This window comes from Streptomyces sp. N35, assembly GCF_016464295.1.
Lineage (GTDB): Bacteria > Actinomycetota > Actinomycetes > Streptomycetales > Streptomycetaceae > Streptomyces.
This window is the reverse complement of record NZ_JAEIMH010000099.1, coordinates 2277-20270: the sequence shown is the minus strand read 5'-3', so window position 1 is coordinate 20270 and position 17994 is coordinate 2277. Positions and strand designations below refer to the sequence as shown.

At 72.0% G+C, this 17994-nt stretch carries 15 protein-coding genes and 1 tRNA gene; 8 read left to right on the top strand and 8 right to left on the bottom strand.

Annotated features, from left to right (window positions below):
• Positions 1-148 precede the first annotated feature (148 nt).
• The 3 genes from JAO81_RS36015 to JAO81_RS36005 form a co-directional block, all read right to left on the bottom strand.
• On the bottom strand, positions 149-814 hold the full coding sequence (locus JAO81_RS36015) for a pentapeptide repeat-containing protein (RefSeq protein WP_199552205.1): 666 nt from the start codon (positions 812-814) through the stop codon (positions 149-151).
• Between the two features lie 76 nt (positions 815-890).
• Positions 891-1895, bottom strand: a complete 1005-nt coding sequence (locus JAO81_RS36010) for a zinc-binding dehydrogenase (RefSeq protein ID WP_199552204.1) — start codon at positions 1893-1895, stop codon at positions 891-893.
• A 195-nt stretch (positions 1896-2090) separates the two neighbouring features.
• Entirely contained in the window at positions 2091-3263 is a 1173-nt protein-coding gene (locus JAO81_RS36005) for an NAD(P)-binding protein (protein ID WP_374194394.1), read from the bottom strand.
• A 143-nt stretch (positions 3264-3406) separates the two neighbouring features.
• Between JAO81_RS36005 and JAO81_RS36000 the strand changes: the two genes are divergently transcribed.
• Positions 3407-4954: an MFS transporter gene (locus JAO81_RS36000; protein ID WP_199552203.1), complete on the top strand. Its 1548-nt coding sequence runs from the start codon at positions 3407-3409 to the stop codon at positions 4952-4954.
• Positions 4955-4965: 11 nt separating this feature from the next.
• Here JAO81_RS36000 and JAO81_RS35995 read toward each other — a convergent pair whose 3' ends face one another.
• From JAO81_RS35995 to JAO81_RS35985, 3 genes are read right to left on the bottom strand one after another with little or no spacing between them, the layout of a single operon-like run.
• Positions 4966-5439, bottom strand: coding sequence for a GNAT family N-acetyltransferase (locus JAO81_RS35995; protein WP_199552202.1), 474 nt, complete (start codon positions 5437-5439; stop codon positions 4966-4968).
• Complete coding sequence (locus tag JAO81_RS35990) at positions 5436-6344, bottom strand: aminoglycoside phosphotransferase family protein (RefSeq protein ID WP_199552201.1); 909 nt, start codon at positions 6342-6344, stop codon at positions 5436-5438. The genes JAO81_RS35995 and JAO81_RS35990 overlap by 4 nt, the downstream gene beginning before the upstream one ends.
• A 44-nt stretch (positions 6345-6388) precedes the next feature.
• On the bottom strand, positions 6389-7102 hold the full coding sequence (locus JAO81_RS35985; RefSeq protein WP_199552200.1) for a thioredoxin domain-containing protein: 714 nt from the start codon (positions 7100-7102) through the stop codon (positions 6389-6391).
• Between the two features lie 117 nt (positions 7103-7219).
• On the opposite strand from JAO81_RS35985, the gene JAO81_RS35980 reads away from it, so the two are divergent.
• Positions 7220-8623, top strand: coding sequence for an FAD-binding oxidoreductase (locus JAO81_RS35980; RefSeq protein ID WP_199552199.1), 1404 nt, complete (start codon positions 7220-7222; stop codon positions 8621-8623).
• Between the two features lie 55 nt (positions 8624-8678).
• Here JAO81_RS35980 and JAO81_RS35975 read toward each other — a convergent pair whose 3' ends face one another.
• Both JAO81_RS35975 and JAO81_RS35970 read right to left on the bottom strand, forming a co-directional pair.
• A complete protein-coding gene (locus JAO81_RS35975; RefSeq protein ID WP_199552198.1) occupies positions 8679-11273 on the bottom strand; it encodes an ABC transporter permease in 2595 nt (864 codons plus the stop codon).
• Positions 11274-11325: 52 nt separating this feature from the next.
• The gene (locus JAO81_RS35970; RefSeq protein WP_199552197.1) at positions 11326-12102 is read right to left on the bottom strand and encodes an ABC transporter ATP-binding protein; all 777 of its coding nucleotides are present in this window, start codon (positions 12100-12102) and stop codon (positions 11326-11328) included.
• Between the two features lie 300 nt (positions 12103-12402).
• Here JAO81_RS35970 and JAO81_RS35965 point away from each other — a divergent pair.
• The 6 genes from JAO81_RS35965 to JAO81_RS35940 all read left to right on the top strand — a co-directional run bounded on the left by JAO81_RS35965 (position 12403) and on the right by JAO81_RS35940 (position 17952).
• A tRNA-Thr gene (locus JAO81_RS35965) sits at positions 12403-12476 on the top strand.
• A 172-nt stretch (positions 12477-12648) separates the two neighbouring features.
• Positions 12649-14349, top strand: coding sequence for a sensor histidine kinase (locus JAO81_RS35960; protein WP_199552196.1), 1701 nt, complete (start codon positions 12649-12651; stop codon positions 14347-14349).
• Entirely contained in the window at positions 14346-15014 is a 669-nt protein-coding gene (locus tag JAO81_RS35955; protein ID WP_199552195.1) for a response regulator transcription factor, read from the top strand. Before JAO81_RS35960 ends, JAO81_RS35955 begins: the two co-directional genes overlap by 4 nt.
• A 183-nt stretch (positions 15015-15197) precedes the next feature.
• Positions 15198-16439, top strand: a complete 1242-nt coding sequence (locus JAO81_RS35950; RefSeq protein ID WP_374194393.1) for an ABC transporter ATP-binding protein — start codon at positions 15198-15200, stop codon at positions 16437-16439.
• Positions 16440-16561: 122 nt separating this feature from the next.
• The gene (locus JAO81_RS35945) at positions 16562-17005 is read left to right on the top strand and encodes a hypothetical protein (protein ID WP_165330841.1); all 444 of its coding nucleotides are present in this window, start codon (positions 16562-16564) and stop codon (positions 17003-17005) included.
• A 215-nt stretch (positions 17006-17220) separates the two neighbouring features.
• Positions 17221-17952, top strand: a complete 732-nt coding sequence (locus JAO81_RS35940; protein ID WP_199552194.1) for a nucleotidyltransferase family protein — start codon at positions 17221-17223, stop codon at positions 17950-17952.
• Positions 17953-17994: the final 42 nt, after the last annotated feature.

Sequence of the window (17994 nt, the reverse complement as noted above, 5' to 3'; positions counted from 1 at the left end):
CCTTCGGTGGGCGGGCTCAGACCGGGATGCTGGCATACGCGGCCGCGGCCCCGCCCCTGGTTATCGCCAGGCCCCACCACCCGCGGTCCCGCACTGCCGGCTATCCCCCACCGGCGGCCCCGCACCACCGGCCGTCCAGCACCAGCGCCTACCCCTCCACCCGCACCCCGATCGCCGCCGCGAACACCGGTGCCAGGTCAAGGAGTTGGGCGGGCGAGATCGTCGCCCCCGACAATCGCTCCACACCCCGCGCGATCTCCAGCTCCCCGCACCGCCGCAGATCGACGTCCTTCATCCGTACGCCGGTGAAGTCCGCGGCCTTCAAGGCGCAGTCGACGAACTCGACCCGCTCCAGACCGGCCCCGCCGAAGTCCGGCTCCACGAGCACGACGCCCTCGAAGACGACGTCCCGCAGCCGTGCCTTGCGCAGATTCAGATAGTCGATCTTCCCGCCGCGGATCACCACCCGCTCCAGGACCGCCCCGTGCAGCTGCACCCCGCCCATCCGGGCATCGAGCAGCTCCACATCCCGCAGCGACGCGTCCCCCAGGTCGGTCCCCACGCCCCGTACGCCCGAAAGCCGCGTATCGATCAGTCGCGCGTGCTGCAGCCCCGCTTCGTCGAACGCGCAATCCTCCACGAGACAGTCCATGAACCGCGTCCCCGGCGCGTCCTGCCCGCCGAAGTCCCGGCCGCGCAGCACCAACCCGTCGTAGTCCCCGTCGGGTTCGAGTCCCGCCTCCTCGAACTCCCTCAGCTCGGGGAGGTGGAACTCGGGCCGCCGGGCCCCGGTCGTCGTCGGTTTGCGCGCCATGAGGTCATGGTGGCGCACCCCACTGACAACGGCGGCTCACGGCGGGCAGCAGAGACTCACGGCCGGCGGCGGCGGCTCACGGCTCCAGGACCACCTTGCCGACCGTCCCCCGCTCCTGCAGCGCGCGGTGCGCGGCCGCGGCCTCCGCCAGCGGGAAGCGGGTCACCGCGGGGCGCAGGACGCCCTCGGCGGCGAGCGCCAGGGCGCGGTTCTCCAGGGTGCGGACCGGGTTGTCGCCGCCCGCCTTCTGCATCATCGCCGGGCCGAGGGTTGTGACCGACTCCACGCCCCGGGCCGCGAGTTCACCGTCCGCGAAGTCGATCGGGCCGCCCCCGAGCCCCGATTCCGTCCAGCCGAAGACCACGTGCTTGCCGCCCTCGCCGAGCAGGCCGACGGCCGCGCGGCCGGTCTCGCCGCCCACTCCGTCGAAGACGACGGTCGCCGGGCGGTCCGGGCCCAGGAACTCCCGTACAGCGGCGGGCCATTGGGGATCGAGGTAGTCGACGGCCAGGTCCGCGCCGTTCTCCCGTACGAGAGCGGCCTTGCGCTCCCCGCCCGCCAGGCCGATGACCGTGGCGCCCTTGGACTTCGCGTACTGGACGAGGAAGGTGCCGAGACCACCGGCCGCCGCGGGGATCACCGCCACCGAGTCCTTGTCCAGGTCGGCGAACTGGACGATGCCCATGGCCGTGCGGCCGGTGCCGATGAGGGCGACGGCCCCGGCCTCGTCGAGGCCCTCGGGGATCTCCTGGAGGCGGGCGGCGTCCACCACGGCGAGCTCGGCGTAACCGCCGGGGGCGAAGCCGAGGTGGGTGACGACGCGTTTGCCCAGCCACTGGGCGTCGGTCCCCTCACCCAGTGCGTCGACGACGCCGGCGACCTCGCGGCCGGGGATGGTCGGGAGCTCGACCGGCGCGGGGGCCGGGCCCTGGATGCCCTCGCGCAGGGCGGTGTCCAGGAGGTGCACGCCGGCTGCGCGGACCGTGATCCGTACCTGGCCCGGGCCCGGGTCGGGGTCGTCGGTCTTCTCGTACGTGAGGTTTTCGGCGGGGCCGAAGGTGTGGAGGCGGATGGCGTGCACGGGGTTCCCCTGACGTTGGGTTGACTGGTGCTGCGCCCCACTCTTCAACCTCAAGTTTGGTTGAGGTCAAGGCTTCGGGTTTCCCCTGCCCGCCCCTGCCCGCCCCTACCCGCCCCTTCCCGGCTGTGACATGTGCGGCTCCGCCGCGTGGGGGCTCCGCCCAGGACCCCGCATCCGGACTTCGTTCGGATCGCCTCAAACGCCGGCGGGGCTGGATACACGCCCCACCGCCAGCCGCGCCGCCTCCACCCCGCTCGTGAACGACACCTCCGACAGCACCCCGGGCGCCGCCACCTGGTCCCCCGCCAGGTAGATCCCGTCGCCCCGGTCCACCGCCGGGCGGTCCCGCCAGGTCGTGCCCGGCAGGTCGACCGCTCCGGTGCGCCCGGCGGCGAGGGCCTCGCGGCGCCATGTGACACGGTCGCGCCAGCCCGGGAGGCCCAGGTCGAGCAGCCGCTCGGCGCGGGCGATCGCGGCCGCGCGGGACTCGTCGGGGGCGAGCGGGATCTGGCCCTGGACGAGCTGTTCGCCGCGGGGTGCGAGCGAGCGGTCCTGGGCCGTGAAGCGCTCGATCCAGCCCGGCTCGTCGAGGTCCGAGACGATGAAGGCGTCACCGCGGCGCGTACGCAGGCCGAGGTCGATGAGGGCCGTGCGGCCGCTCTCCCAGCGCAGCGAGTCATCGCCGATGAGGCGGCGGGCCGCGTCGAGGGAGGTGGCGACGATCACCGGTCCGTGCTCGGGGAGTTCCGCGAGCCGCGAGGCCGTCTCGATGCGTACGCCCAGGTCCCAGGCGTGCGCGGCCATCTTCTCGATGACGCAGGACCAGCCGCCGACCGGGTAGTGCGCCTCCGGGGGCAGCTTGGCCGCACGGCGCAGGCGCTCGTGCACGAAGCGGGCCGAGAGCGCGCCGGGGTCGTGGTGGAAGAGCGCGACCGCCGCGTAGTGGGCCGCGGCACGGGCGCCCTCCTCTCCGACCTGCTCGACGGCCCAGGAGAGGAAGTCCCGTTCCACCGGGGCCTGTTCGACGCCTCGGCGCAGCAGCTTCAGCATGGCGAACGGTGGCGTACGGCGCAGGGCGTCACCGTGCCGGAAGCGGAACCGTGCGCCCTCGAGGGGCGGCACCGACGCGATCGGCCCGAGCAGTCCGCGCTGCTTGAGCCAGGCCCAGTGCGGGCCGCCGTTGTAGAGGGCGTGGGGGCCCTCGTTGGTCCGGTACTGCCCGGTCACCGTCGTACGGGCGCGGCCGCCGAGGGTGTGGTGCGCCTCGTGCACGACGACCTGCGCGCCCGCCTCGGCTGCGGTGATCGCGGCGGTCAGTCCGGCGAACCCGCCGCCGATGATGGTGATGCCGTCCCTGCCCATGGCCATGACCTGCACTCTCCCTGTTCGCGGTTGCTGTTCTCACGTACCGACGGATGAGGGGGGCCGGGATGTGACATCAGCGCCCGAGGCGGCCGCGGGGCCCGGTGCACAAGACGCGGGATTAGCCCATTTGTGCTGTTCTGGAGGTTATGAGTACGAGCGAACGTGGACCCGCGATACCCGTTCAGGAGCCCGACCCCACCCGCTGGTGGGGCCTCGTGGTCATCGCCCTCGCGCAGCTGATGGTGGTGCTCGACGCGACGATCGTGAACATCGCGCTGCCCTCCGCCCAGGCCGATCTCGGGATGTCGGACGCGAACCGGCAGTGGGTGATCACCGCGTACACCCTGGCGTTCGGCGGTCTGCTGCTGCTCGGCGGCCGGATCGCGGACCTCATCGGCCGCAAGCTCACCTTCGTGATCGGCCTGATCGGCTTCGCGGCCGCCTCGGCGCTCGGCGGTGCGGCGACCGGCTCCGGAATGCTGTTCGCGGCCCGCGCCCTGCAGGGTGTGTTCGCCGCCGTGCTCGCGCCGTCGGCGCTCTCGCTGCTGACCACGACGTTCACGGACCCCAAGGAACGCGGCAAGGCCTTCGGCATCTACGGCGCCATCGCGGGCGGCGGCAGCGCGATCGGCCTGATCGCGGGCGGTCTGCTCACCGAGTACCTGAACTGGCGCTGGTGTCTGCTCGTCAACGTCCCCATCGCCGTCATCGCGGTGATCGGCGCGTTCATGTTCCTGCACGACCGCGAGGGCCACCGCGAGGCGAAGCTGGACGTGCCCGGTGTGCTGCTCGGCTGCGGCGGTCTGGTCGCGATCGTCTACGGCTTCAGCGAGGCGCAGCCGCGCGGCTGGTCCGACTCCCTGGTGCTCGCGCTGCTCATCGGCGGTGTGGCGCTGCTCGCGGTGTTCGTGTGGTGGCAGACCAAGACCGCCAACCCGCTGCTTCCGCTGCACATCATCAAGGAGCGCAACCGCGCCGGCTGCTTCCTGACGATGGGCCTGGCGACGATCGGCATGTTCGGCCTGTTCCTCTTCATGACCTACTACCTCCAGGTCATCCTCGGCTATTCGCCGGTCAAGACGGGTCTGGCGTTCCTGCCGATGACGGTGGCGATCATCATCGGCTCGACGCAGATCTCGGCCCGTCTGATGCACCACGTCGCGCCGCGCCTGCTGATGGTGCCGGGCATGATCCTCGCGACGGTCGGCCTGATCATCCTCACCGGCCTGACCGTGCACGCCGAGTACGCCACCCACGTCCTGCCCGCGATGGTGCTGCTCGGCCTCGGCATGGGTCTGGTCTTCATGCCGGTGATGGCTACGGCCACGCAGGGCATCGCACCGCAGGACTCCGGTGTCACCTCGGCGACCGTCAACACCTCGCAGCAGGTGGGCGGTTCGATCGGTACGGCGCTCCTGAACACCATCGCGACTTCCACCTCCGCCACGTACATCACCTCGCACCTGGCCGACGCGGCCCGCGAGAGCGGCCAGGCGCCGACCGACCGGATGAAGCAGTCGATCGGGGCCGAGGGCATCGTGCACGGCTACACGGTCGCGATCTGGTGGGCGGCCGGGATCATGCTGCTCGGCGCGGTGGTGGCCGGTCTGATGGTCACGGCCCGCGCGCCCCGGCACGACACTCCGGCGGAAGGCCACGCGGAGGCCGAGGCGAACACGGGCGTGATCCTCTAGGGCCGCCCGGGTCAGTTGCTGCCGAGCTTCTCCAGCGCCTCGTCCGTCAAGCGGTACACCGTCCACTCGTCCTGCGGCCGCGCGCCCAGGGCCTCGTAGAAGGCGATCGACGGCGCGTTCCAGTTGAGCACCGACCACTCCAGGCGGCCGTAGCCGCGCTCCACGCAGATCCGGGCCAGCTCGGTGAGCAGCGCCTTGCCGTGGCCGCCGCCGCGGGCCTCGGGGCGTACGTAGAGGTCCTCCAGGTAGATGCCGTGGACGCCGCGCCAGGTCGAGAAGTTGAGGAAGTAGACGCAGAAGCCGACCGGCTCGCCCGCCTCGTTCTCGGCGATCAGGCTGTACGCGGCGGGCTGCTCGCCGAAGAGCGCGGTGTGCAGCTGCTCCTCGGTGGCCTTGGCCTCGTCGGGCGCCTTCTCGTACTCGGCCAGTTCACGGACGAGTTGGTGAATGACGGGGATGTCGGCGGGGGTCGCGGTGCGAATCATGGGCGCACGGTAACCCTGCGGTCCAGGAGCAGCCGTCCGATTTCCAGCTGCTGAGACTGGAACTCGCTCTCGTGGAACTCCTCGTCCTCCAATGCCCACAACGAGTTCTGCAGTACGCGCCCGAGCGTCCACGCGGCGGCCCGCTTCCGGTCGAGCCCGCACGCCTCGGTCAACAGGTCGAAACGCCACAGGACTTCGGCCGGATCGTAGAGGTTGTCGAGCGCCGGCATCAGGTCGAAGCCGGGATCGCCGGCGAGCGGCTTGGGGTCGATGGCGAGCCAGGGCTCGCGCTCGGCGGCGAGGATGTTGTCGAAGTGCAGGTCCCAGTGCAGGAGCCGGTCGCCGGGTTCGTCGATCACGTCCCGCACCTGGGAGGCGCAGGCGAGCAGCAACTGACGGTCGTCCTCGGCCAGTTCGCGTACGGCATCGGGTGTCTCGTCGAGCATGTCCCGCGCGATCGTCTTGAGCGTGCGCAACCCCGGCGGCGCGGGGACGGCGGTGAGCCGGGCGAGCAGCCCGGCGAGGATACGGGTGGCCTCGCGGGAGTCGTCGAGGGACGACAGGTGGCGCCTCTCGTCGAGCCGCTCGAGCAGCATCGTGCCGGTGGCGGCGTCATGGTCGAGGAGCAGGACCGCCCCGTCTCCGCCCCAGGTCCGCAACCCTACGGGCTCGCCCTCGCTCTCCTCGTCGAGGAGCTGGAGCTTCAGGGCGGCCGGGGTGCCGTCCGCGCGCTCGACCGGGAGCACCAGCGAGGCCATGCCGTACATGGAAGGGCCAGTGCGCTTGAGCTCCCAGCGCTCCAGGAACTCGGCGGCCCGCCCGGGCAGCGCGTCGATGAACACGCGCCCCGCCTCGCCGTTGTACTTGATCTGGGTGGTGGCCAGCTCTTCGGGAACCTCGATCATCCCCAGATCGTACGAGGGTCAGTGACCCGGAGGCCGCACGCGGGTCAGGACCCCAGCGCCTTGGTGAAGCCCTCCGCCGTGAACAGGCCCTCGCGGGTCTCGATCTTCTTGCCGTCGATCAGGACCGCCGGGGTGCCGCGCTCGCCGCTCGCCTCGAAGGCCTGCTCGGACTTCTTGACCCAGTCCTTGTACGTCATGTCCTCGACCGCCTTGTCGAAGGCGGCGCTCCGCAGTCCCTTCACCTGGCCGGCGATCTTCAGCAGATGCTCCGTGCTGTACGCGCCCGCGGAGCCCTCCTCGGGCTGGCTCGCGTAGAGCGCCGCGTGGTACTCGGCGAACTTGCCCGCGTCGAGCGCGGCCCGCAGGGCGTTGGCGGCGCGGGTCGAGGGGCCGTCGGCGCCCTGGTCGAGGAAGGAGGCGACCGTGTACTCGGCCTTCGCCTTGCCGTCCCGGATCGCCTTGGCCAGCCCCTCGCCGCCGCCCGTCTCGAACTTCGCGCAGAACGGGCACTGCGGGTCCAGGTACACCTTCACCGTGCGCGGGGCGTCCCCCTTGCCAACGACGACCGTGGTGCCGTCGGCGGCGAGTTTGGCGGGCAGATCCGCGAGGAGCGCGGCGTCGGCGGCGGGCTTGGCGGCCAGGGCGGCGCTCGCGCCCGCCCCACCGCTGTCGGTGGACGAACAGGCCGTCGCGAAGACGCCGAGCGCGGCGACGGCGGCAAGTGTGACGGCTGCGCGGGTGTACCTGCGTACGGGCATGATCCAGACCTCCGGGACAACGGTTCCGGAGAGAAGACGGACCCCGGCCGGGCCCCGTTGCGGGTCAAAGGTCCCCCTCCCTGCCGCCATCCGGCCCGCGTCCGCTACCTTCCGGCCATGAACGCGTCAGCAGCGAGCACGGTGAACGGCGGCATCTCCTTCTGGTACGCCGATCAGCCCGCCCCCACTCCCCGCGAACCGCTCGCCGGCGACGCGAGCGCCGACGTCTGCATCGTGGGCGGCGGATACACCGGGCTGTGGACGGCGTACTACTTGAAGAAGGCGGCGCCCTTCCTCCGCATCACGCTCCTGGAGCAGAAGTTCTGCGGCTACGGCGCCTCCGGCCGCAACGGCGGCTGGCTCTACAACGGCATCGCGGGACGCGACCGGTACGCCGCCAAGCACGGCATCCAGGCCGCGGTCCGCCTCCAGGAGGCCATGAACGCGACGGTCACGGAGGTCATCGAGACCGCCGCGGCCGAGGGCATCGACGCGGACATCCACCACGGCGGCGTACTCGAAGTGGCGTACACGCCCGCCCAGTTGAGCCGGCTCAAGGCCTTCCATGAGGCCGAGCAGGCGTACGGCGAGAAGGACCGGCTGCTGCTCGGCGCCCGCGAGACCGCCTCCCGTATCCGCATAGCCGGCGCGGTCGGCTCGTCCTGGACGCCGCATGGCGCACGCATCCACCCGGTGAAGCTGGTCACCGGGCTTGCGCGCGTGGTCGAGGAACTGGGCGTGGTGATCCACGAGTCCACGCCCGTGACGGAGATCCGCCCGAAGCACGCGGTCACTCCGTACGGCACCGTCCGCGCCCCGTACGTCCTGCGCTGCACGGAGGGGTTCACGGCGGCCCTCAAGGGCGAGAAGCGGTCCTGGCTGCCCATGAACTCCTCGATGATCGCCACCGAACCGCTCACCGACGAGCAGTGGGAGCGCATCGGCTGGGCGGGCCGTGAGGCGCTCGGCGACATGGCGCACGCGTACATGTACGCCCAGCGCACGGCGGACGGCCGGATCGCGCTCGGGGGCCGTGGGGTTCCGTACCGCTTCGGCTCGAAGACGGACAACGACGGCCGTACGCAGCCCGCCACCATCGAGGCACTGCGCGAGATCCTCGTCCGCTTCTTCCCCTCCCTCGCCGGGGTGCGCATCGACCACGCCTGGTCCGGGGTGCTCGGCGTCCCGCGCGACTGGTGCGCGACCGCCACCCTCGACCGCTCCACGGGTCTCGGCTGGGCGGGCGGCTACGTCGGTTCGGGCGTCGCCACCGCCAACCTGGCCGGCCGCACCCTGCGCGACCTCGTCCAACAGGACTCGGGCCAGGCGGGCCCCACGGACCTCACCACGCTCCCCTGGGTCGACCACAAGGTCCGCAAGTGGGAGCCGGAGCCGGCACGTTGGCTGGGAGTGCACGGCCTGTACGCCGCGTACCGGGCGGCGGACCGCCGGGAGGCGTCCTCCCACTCCGCCGCGACGGACCGGCTGGCACGGCTCGCGGACCGGTTGAGCGGGCGCTGAGTTGTGTGGGGCGCCCAGGTGGGCGCCCCACACAACTCACCTCCGCACCCCGCCCCTACGCCGAGTGCACCGCCCCCAGCACATCCATCCGCGCCGCGCGCCGCGCCGGCCAGATCGCCGCCAGCACACCCACCACCAGCGCGAGCACCACGAACAACCCGAGCCGCAACCACGGCAGCACCGTCTCGTACGCGGGCAGCCCTCCACCCGCGACCCCGCTGTTGAGCCACGCCAGGAAGATCCCGGACCCGATCCCGAGCGCCGCGCCGAACAGGCAGATGATCACGGACTCCAGGCGCACCATCTGCCGGATCCCCGCCCGGTCGAGACCGATCGCCCGCAGCATCCCGATCTCCCGGGTCCGCTCGAAGACGGACATGGCCAGGGTGTTCACGACACCGAGCACCGCGATCAGGACCGCCATGCCGAGCAGTCCGTACATCATGTTCAGGACCGTGCCCACGGCCCCGGTCTCCTGCGCGACGATCTGGTCGCGGTCCTGCACCTTGAGCAGCGGACTGTTGCCGAGCGCGTCCCGGATCTTCCCGTCGAGGGACGAGGACGCAGCCCCGCCGTCCGCCTTCACCAGGACCTCGTCCAGCCTCTTGTCCATGGCGTACGGCAGCACATCGCCGAGCGAGCCGAGCGCCTCCTCGACCGTACGGTTCTTCTCGAAGACACCCACCACCGTGAACGTCTTCTCCGTCGCGCCCTCGCGCGCCCCGTCCACGAACCGCCCGCCGAGCTCGGCCTTGAACGTGTCGCCCACCGCGAGCCCGCGCTCCTGCGCCAACTCCTGTGACAGCGCGACCTTCCCGGGCCCGACGTCGGTCAAGGAGCCGGATGTGAACCGCAGATCGGTCACCTTGCCGAGCGTGCCCGGGTCGGCGCCGGTCAGGTGCAGATAGCCGCCCGGCGTCTGCCCCATCGCGGAGGCCACGGGCGCGGCGACCGAGACGCCCGGCACGCGCGCCACCTTGTCCGCGGCGTCCTTGTCGATGCCTCGGTACGCGGAGTTGGAGATCCGGTAGTCGGCGGCGAGCCCGGTCGTCGCCTCGGCGGCCACGGCCCGGTCGGCCGACTGCGCGGCCACGGTGAGTCCGGTGATCAGACACAGGCCGATCATCAGGGCCGACGCGGTCGCGGCGGTACGGCGCGGATTGCGCAGCGCGTTCTCCTTGGCCAGCTTGCCGCTCACGCCGTACAGCCGCTCGGTCAGCCGCCCGGTCAGGGCGATGAACGGCCGCGAGAGCAGCGGCGCGAGCACGATCAGACCGAGGAGGAACAGTCCCGCCCCGAACAGCGCGGTCAGCAGGTCGACTTCGGCGGGCTTCTTCAGGCCGGCCACGTACACCAGGAGGGGCACCCCCCCCCCGCCGGGCGGCGCCCGGGCCCCATGGCGCACCTGGGGGCCCCGGGGCGCCGGCCCCGCGTCCACCGTGCTCATCGCCTCGACCGGCGCGATCCGCGCGGCCTTGCGCGAGGGCAGCCAGGCGGCGAACACGGTCACCACGACACCGACGACCAGGGACCACACAAGTGCCCCCGGGGAGATCACCAGCGGTCCGTCCGGCAGTCCGGCGCCGCCCGCGTTGAGCAGCGGCGGCAGGACGGACGCGATGCCAAGGCCGAGCGCGAACCCGGCGGCCGACGCGGCGAGTCCGAGCAGCGCCGCTTCGATGAGTACGGAGCGTACGACCTGCTTGCGCGAGGCGCCGACCGCCCGCAGCAGGGCGATCTCGCGGGTGCGCTGGGCGATCAGCATGGTGAAGGTGTTGGCGATGATGAACACCCCGACGAACAGCGCGATCCCCGCGAACACCAGCAGCGCCTTGGTGAGCGCACCGGTGCTCTGCGCGATGTCCCGGGACTGCTGCGCGGCCAGCGCCTGACCGCTGGTCGCGGTCGCGGCGCCGTCCTCGGGCAGCAGGGCCCGGACGTCCGCGGTCAGCTTGCTCTCGTCCGTACCGGGCCGCGCCCCCACGGTGATCTCGTCGTAGAACCCGGGCGCGGTGAACAGCTTCTGCGCGGTGGCCGTGTCGAAGACCGCGAGCGTGCCGCCGGCCGTGACCCGCGGGTCGTCCGTGGAGACCAGGCCGACCAGCTTCTTGGTGAGCGCGGGCCCGTCGGTCGCGAAGCGCACGGTGTCGCCGATGCGGTAGCCGGCCTTCTCGGCGGTCTTCGCGTCGAGCGCCAGCTCACCGGCGGAGGCCGGGGCGCGGCCCTTCGTGAGCGGATAGAGCGGGTCCTTGCCGTCCTTGCCGGGGGCGTAATTGACCGCCAGGTTGTGCCAGTCGGCGTCGGCGTTGACCGGGTCGCCGTCCTTGGCGGCGAGCGTGGCCCGGCCGTTCACCGTGGGGCGTACGGACTCGGCGCCGGGCAGCTCGGCGATACGCCGCACGAGCTTGCCGTCGAGCGCGGTCTCGAAGGCGCCGGGCTTCGCCTCGGGTTCGGCGGTGGTGCCGTTGTCCTGCACGGCGACCGCGACCCCGTCGAGGTTCTTGGCGGAGGCGCCCCGGAAGGCGCCCGCGACGGTGTCGCCGAAGACGAGCGTGCCGGAGACGAAGGCGACGCCGAGCATGACGGCGAGCGCGGTCATGACCAGGCGGGCTTTGTGCGCGAGGACGTTGCGCAGGGCTGTTCGCAGCATGGAGGAAGTTCCTAAGGGGATACGAGGGTGAGTCGGCCGGTGCGGGTACGGCTCAGCTGGTCCGTACGACCCCGTCGAACCGCCGCATCCGGTCGAGCACCGTGGCCGCCGTCGGCTCGTGCAGCTCGTCGACGATCCGGCCGTCGGCCAGGAAGATCACGCGGTCCGCGTACGCGGCGGCCACCGGGTCGTGCGTCACCATCACGACCGTCTGCTCCAAGGCGTGCACGGACTCCCGCAGGAAGCCGAGGATCTCGGCGCCGGAACGCGAGTCGAGGTTCCCGGTCGGCTCGTCCGCGAAGATGATCTCCGGGCGCGCGGCAAGCGCACGGGCCACCGCCACCCGCTGCTGCTGTCCGCCGGAGAGCTGGGCGGGCCGGTGCGTCAGCCGGTCGGCGAGCCCGACCGTGCGCACCACGCGCTCGACCCACTCCTGGTCGGGGGTGCGGCCCGCGATGGCGCCGGGCAGCGTGATGTTCTCGTACGCGGAGAGCGTGGGCAGCAGGTTGAAGGCCTGGAAGACGAAGCCCACCTTGTCCCGCCGCAGCCGCGTCAGCTCCCGGTCCTTCAGCTGCGACAGCTCCACCTCGCCGATGCGCGCCGAGCCCGAGGTGATCGAGTCGAGGCCGGCCATGCAGTGCATCAGCGTCGACTTGCCCGAACCCGAAGGCCCCATGATCGCGGTGAAGCGGCCCCGCCCGAACTCCACGTCCACCGCGTCGAGGGCGACGACCCGGGTCTCGCCCGAGCCGTACACCTTGGTCAGGCCGGCGGCCTGTGCGGCGGCGCCGGCTCGGCGGGCGTGGGCGGGGGCTGCGGCGTACGACATGAGGGCTCCTCGGCCGGGGACACGATGCGTCCAGCCTCCCGCCGCCCACCTGCCCGAATCGTCGCTCTGAGGGCGGGAATCGGGGCTCTGCCGAAGGTCGGGGACGGGGCGTCCGGTAGTCCTTGAGGACGACTGCGGGGCGACTGCGGAGGGACCCCGGAGCGGCCCCGGAGCGATCCCGCGATGAGCGCGGAGACGGCTGCGAAGACGCTCGCGGGGGCGGGCAACTCGATGGCCCGGCGACAGTGCCGCTGTGTACAGTGAGGGAGCCTTGTGCGCGCGACCGAGGTCACGCGCGGTGCCCCCTTAGCTCAGTTGGCCAGAGCGGCTGTCTTGTAAACAGCAGGTCGTCGGTTCGATTCCGACAGGGGGCTCATACGAAGCCGAAGGCCCCGCTCCCGTGAAGGAAGCGGGGCCTTCGGCGTTCCATGACCGGGGCGCCCCGCCCGCATGAGTGGCCCTCTTCCTTTGGGCAGAGGACAGCGCGCCCAGGATCGCCCGCAGGGCGCACGGAATCGGGCCGCGTACCGCCCGATACTGGACACCATGCCGCCCACCCCCCCCCGCCCCACCCCCCGCAGCCCCTTCGCCGGCCCCGGCGACCAGGGCCGCCACCTGTGGCGCGCGCCCGCCGAGGCGACGGGCGGCGGCATCCTCGTCCTCGCCACGTACGCGGCGATGGCGGGACTGCACGTCGACCTGCCGCACCGCTTCCTTATCCCCGTCACGCTCGCCGCCCTCGCACTCCTCGCGGTCCGCCGCCGCTTCCCCGTGACGGCCGTGCTCGGCCTCGCGGTGCTGCTCGGCGCCGTCCCGTTCTACGGACTGATCGCCGCCGTCACCTCGTACACCGTCACGCGCCGGCTGGCCGACCCGCGCCGGCGCACCCTGCTGCTCCTGGGCGCGACGGCGCTGGCCACGGCCGTCTCCGCCCTGATCACCCCCACCACACTCCCCGGCGGATACGGCACCGCGTACGGGGCCGCGCTCGGCCTCGTCCTCGCCGCCACCACGCTCGTCGTGCCCGGGCTCGTGGGGATCTCGGCAGGACAGCAGGACCGCCTGGTCACCGTGCTCAAAGAGCGCACCTCGGCCGCCGAGGAGGCCCGGCGCAACGCCGAGGACGCCTCGCGCAGCGAGGAGCGCACCCGCATCGCCGCCGAGATGCACGATCTGGTCGGCCACCGGCTCAGCCTGATCTCGCTGCACACCGGCGGCCTGGAGATGGCGCTGCGCGACCAGGACCCGAGGCTCCAGGAGAGCGCGGCCCAGGTGCGCCAGGCCACCCGCGACGCGATGTACGAGCTGCGCCAGATCCTCGGCGTGCTCGGCCCGTTCAGCCGCGACACCGGCACGGAGGCGCTGACCGACGCGACCGGCACCCGCGCCGACATCGAGGCGCTCGTGGCGGAGTCGCGCGGCGTCGGCATCCCCGTCGGGCTCGACTGGCAGGGGCCCGACCTCGACCGGCGCGAGGCGCAGGTCCGCCGTGCGGTGCACCGGATCGTGCGCGAGTCGCTCACCAACGTCCACAAGTACGCGACCGGGGCGGCCGTCACGGTCACCGTCACGCACACGGACGGCGAGGTGGCCGTCCGCGTACGCAACGAACCCCCCGAACTCCCCGCCGCCGAACCGGCGTCCGGCACCGGCCGCGGCCTGACCGGCCTGCGCGAACGCGTCGAGCTCCTCGGCGGCCGCCTCGACGCGGGGGTGCGGGCGGAGGGCGGCTTCCAGGTGTACGCGGTGATGCCCGCCGTGCCCGACCCCGCGGGCCGCCGCTCGGCGCCCGCCACCGGGGACGGCAGCGGCGCGACGGCGCTGTCCGGGATCCAGGACCGGGTGGGCACCGTCATCACCGCTCTGCTCGGGCTCGCGGGCGTCGCCGTCACGATGATGCTCGGCGTGATCCTGGTCGAGCAGGCCAGGCCGCAGCAGGAGTACGGCAAGCCGGAGGCGATCCACGTCGGCATGTCCAAGTCGCGGGTCGAGCAGCTCACGTACGACAGCGACGTGGTGCGCGCGGCCGCCGCGGGCCGTGAACCGGCCCGCCCGACGGACGCGGCCGGCTGCCTGTACTCCTTCGGCGACGACCAGGAGCGGTACAGGACGCAGGGCCTCTTCCGGATCGCGCGCTACTGCTTCGACCCGCACGGGACCCTCATCAAGATCGACGAATTCTCCGTGCCGCTGGTGGTCGAACCCTCGGCCACGCCCGCGCCCGACCCGACCAGGGGGACCCCATGACGACTCCGACGACTCCGGTACGCGTCCTGCTCGCCGACGACGAGGAGATGATCCGCCGCGGTGTGCAGCTGATCCTCAGCCATGCCGAGGGCATCGAGGTGGTCGCCGAGGCCGTCAACGGCGAGGAGGCGATCGCGCTCTCCGCCGAGCACCGCCCGGACGTCGCGCTCGTCGACATCCGTATGCCGGTGCTCGACGGCCTGGCCGCGGTCCCCCGGCTCGTCGCCCTCGACCCGGCCCCGCAGGTCGTCATGCTCACCACCTTCGGCGACGACCAGAACGTCGTACGGGCGCTACGGGACGGGGCGACCGGGTTCCTGCTCAAGGACGAGGGCCCCCAGGAACTGATCAGCGCGGTCCGTGCCGCGGCCACCGGCGACGCGGTCCTCTCCCCCGGCGTCACGGGCTCGGTCATCCGCCGCATGCTCTCCGGCGGCGCCTCGCCCCCGTCCGCCGCCGACCCCCGCATCACCCAGCTCACCGACCGCGAACGCGAGGTCCTGTCGATGCTCGGCCGGGGTCTGTCCAACGCGGACATCGCCCGCTCGCTGGGCATCGGGGTCGGCACGGTCAAGACCCACGTGGGCGCGATCCTGGACAAGACGGACTCGACGAGCCGGGTCCAGGCGGCGCTGCTCGCCCACCAGGCGGGGCTGGCCAACTGAGCCCCCGCGGCACCCGAACACAAAGCGACAACGACCTCTACCGCGAACCCCGCCCACCAGGTACGGTCGGCCCCAGTCCACCAAATGGACTACACCACCGCGGCACCCGCAAGGGATCCGCACCGGTGCAACCTTTACTCGGATCGTCCGGCACGTTCCTGCCGGTGAAGGGGGCCCTTACCCATGGCCACTGTCTCGTTCAACAAGGCGACCCGCATCTACCCGGGTGGCGACAAGCCCGCCGTCGACCAGCTCGAACTCGACGTCCAGGACGGCGAGTTCCTCGTCCTCGTCGGCCCCTCCGGCTGTGGCAAGTCCACCTCCCTGCGCATGCTCGCGGGTCTCGAGGACGTCAACGCGGGTTCGATCCACATCGGCGACCGCGACGTCACGCACCTGCCGCCGAAGGACCGGGACATCGCCATGGTGTTCCAGAACTACGCGCTGTACCCGCACATGACCGTCGCCGACAACATGGGCTTCGCCCTGAAGATCGCCGGTGTGCCGAAGGCCGAGATCCGCCAGAAGGTCGAGGACGCGGCCAAGATCCTGGACCTCACCGAGTACCTGGGCCGCAAGCCCAAGGCCCTCTCCGGTGGTCAGCGTCAGCGTGTGGCGATGGGCCGCGCGATCGTCCGTGAGCCGCAGGTCTTCCTCATGGACGAGCCGCTGTCGAACCTCGACGCCAAGCTCCGCGTGTCGACCCGTACGCAGATCGCCTCGCTGCAGCGCCGCCTCGGCATCACCACCGTGTACGTGACGCACGACCAGGTCGAGGCCATGACCATGGGTGACCGCGTCGCGGTCCTCAAGGACGGTCTGCTCCAGCAGGTCGACTCGCCGCGCAACATGTACGACCGCCCGGCCAACCTCTTCGTCGCCGGCTTCATCGGCTCCCCGGCCATGAACCTGGTCGAGGTCCCGATCACCGACGGCGGCGTGAAGTTCGGCAACTCGGTCGTGCCGGTCTCCCGCGAGGCCCTCTCCGCCGCCGCCGACAAGGGCGACCGCACCGTCACGGTCGGTGTCCGCCCCGAGCACTTCGACATCGTCGAGCAGAACGGCGAAGCCGCCAAGTCCCTGACCAAGGACACCGAGGACGCCCCGGCCGGTCTGGCCGTCACGGTCAACGTGGTCGAGGAGCTCGGCGCCGACGGTTACGTCTACGGCTCCGCCGAGGTCGGCGGCGAGCACCAGGACCTCGTGGTCCGCGTCAGCGGCCGTGCGGTCCCGGAGAAGGGCACGGTCCTGCACGTGGTCCCGCGCCCGGGCGAGACCCACGTCTTCTCGACCTCCTCCGGCGGGCCCCACGGCTACGGCCCCCGCCCGCCCCAGGGAGCCACAACCCCACAGGCAAGGCCCCCCCCTCAGGGGTGCGGGACCTTTCCCGTACGTACCCGAGAAGTCTCGCGAGTCGACAAATAGGCTGAAACGCCGCCCATTTCGACCCCGTTCGTCAACACGGGATTCGAAAGCCGCCCTCGAACCATCCCTCGTTACGGTGACCAAATGTCGCCAAATCATCACCCACCGCTACTCTCACACGCGTGACGCACTCCAACTCCCACACGCCCCGGCGGCACCGGCAGGGCCCCGCCCGCCGCATCGGCCGCACCCTCGCCCTGGTACTCCCCGTGGTCCTGGTGCTCTCCGGCACCCTCGCGGTGGCGAGCGTCAACTGGACGGGCACCACGCCCTCGACGCTGACCTCGGCCTCCGAGGACATCTCCAAGCCCGCCAAGTCCCGTGCCCCGCAGGATGTACTGCGGGACGTCCTCCTCGCCGAGCTGCAGGAGAAGGACCCGGGCATCGCCCTTACGCACCTCCAGCAGGAGGTCGACCGGCGGCCCTCGCTCGCCAAGCACTGTGTCTCGATCGCCCGCGCCCTCGGTCGCGCCGCGGTCCAGCACTACGGCCCCGCCCGCGCCCAGTCCTTCTCGCGGCCGGTCTGTGACACGGCGTTCGCGGCAGGTGTGGCCGAGACCTCCTGAGCGAATGCCGGCCCGCGGCTCGGGCCCTGCACACGTCGGGGCTCGGGCCGTGGATGCGCCGGCTCGGACCGTGGATACGCCGGGCTCGGGCCGTGGAGCGCCGTCTCGGACCGTGGATACGCCGGGCTCGGACCGTGGATGCGCCGGGCTCGGACCGTGGTCCTTGCGGGTGACCCGACAGCGGCCCGGCACGGCCCGCCGCATAAGGTGCGGCCATGACCACGACCGCGCCCAGCGCGACCCCGACCCAGGCTGTCGTTCTCGCCGGTGGACAGGGCTCGCGCCTTCGCCCGTACACCGACGACCGGCCCAAGCCGATGGTCGAGATTCCCGGCACGGGGACCCCGATCATCGGCCATCAGCTGACCTGGCTCGCCGAGGAAGGCGTCACCGACGCCGTCGTCTCGTGCGGCCATCTCGCCGAGGTCCTCCAGGACTGGCTGGCGACGGCCGATCTGCCGCTGAACGTGACGACGGTCGTCGAGAAGGAACCGCTGGGCCGCGGCGGCGGCCTCAAGTTCGCCGCCGCGCATCTGCCCCACCCCGACCAGGCCTGGTACGCCACCAACGGCGACATCTGGACCCGGTTCTCGCTGCGCGCGATGGCCGAGTTCCACACGGAGCGTGCCGCCACGGCGACGTTGGCGCTGGCCCGGCCGCGGATTCCGTGGGGTGCCGTGGAGACCGACTCCTTCGGTCACATCACGGACTTCATCGAGTCGCCCCCGACCTCGTACGAGATCAATGCGGGCGTCTACGTCTTCGCGCCCGAGTTCGCGGCGCTGCTGCCCGATGTGGGCGACCACGAACGCACCACGTTCCCGCAGCTGGCCCGGGCACGGCGGCTTGCCGGGTTCCCGATCCCGCAGGGTGCGTACTGGCGCGCCATCGACACGGCGAAGGACCTCACGGAGGCCGCGAAGGAGCTTGCCGCGCTGGGGCGTTGAGCTTTCCGCATGCGGAGGACCCCGGCCGCGGCCGGGGTCCTC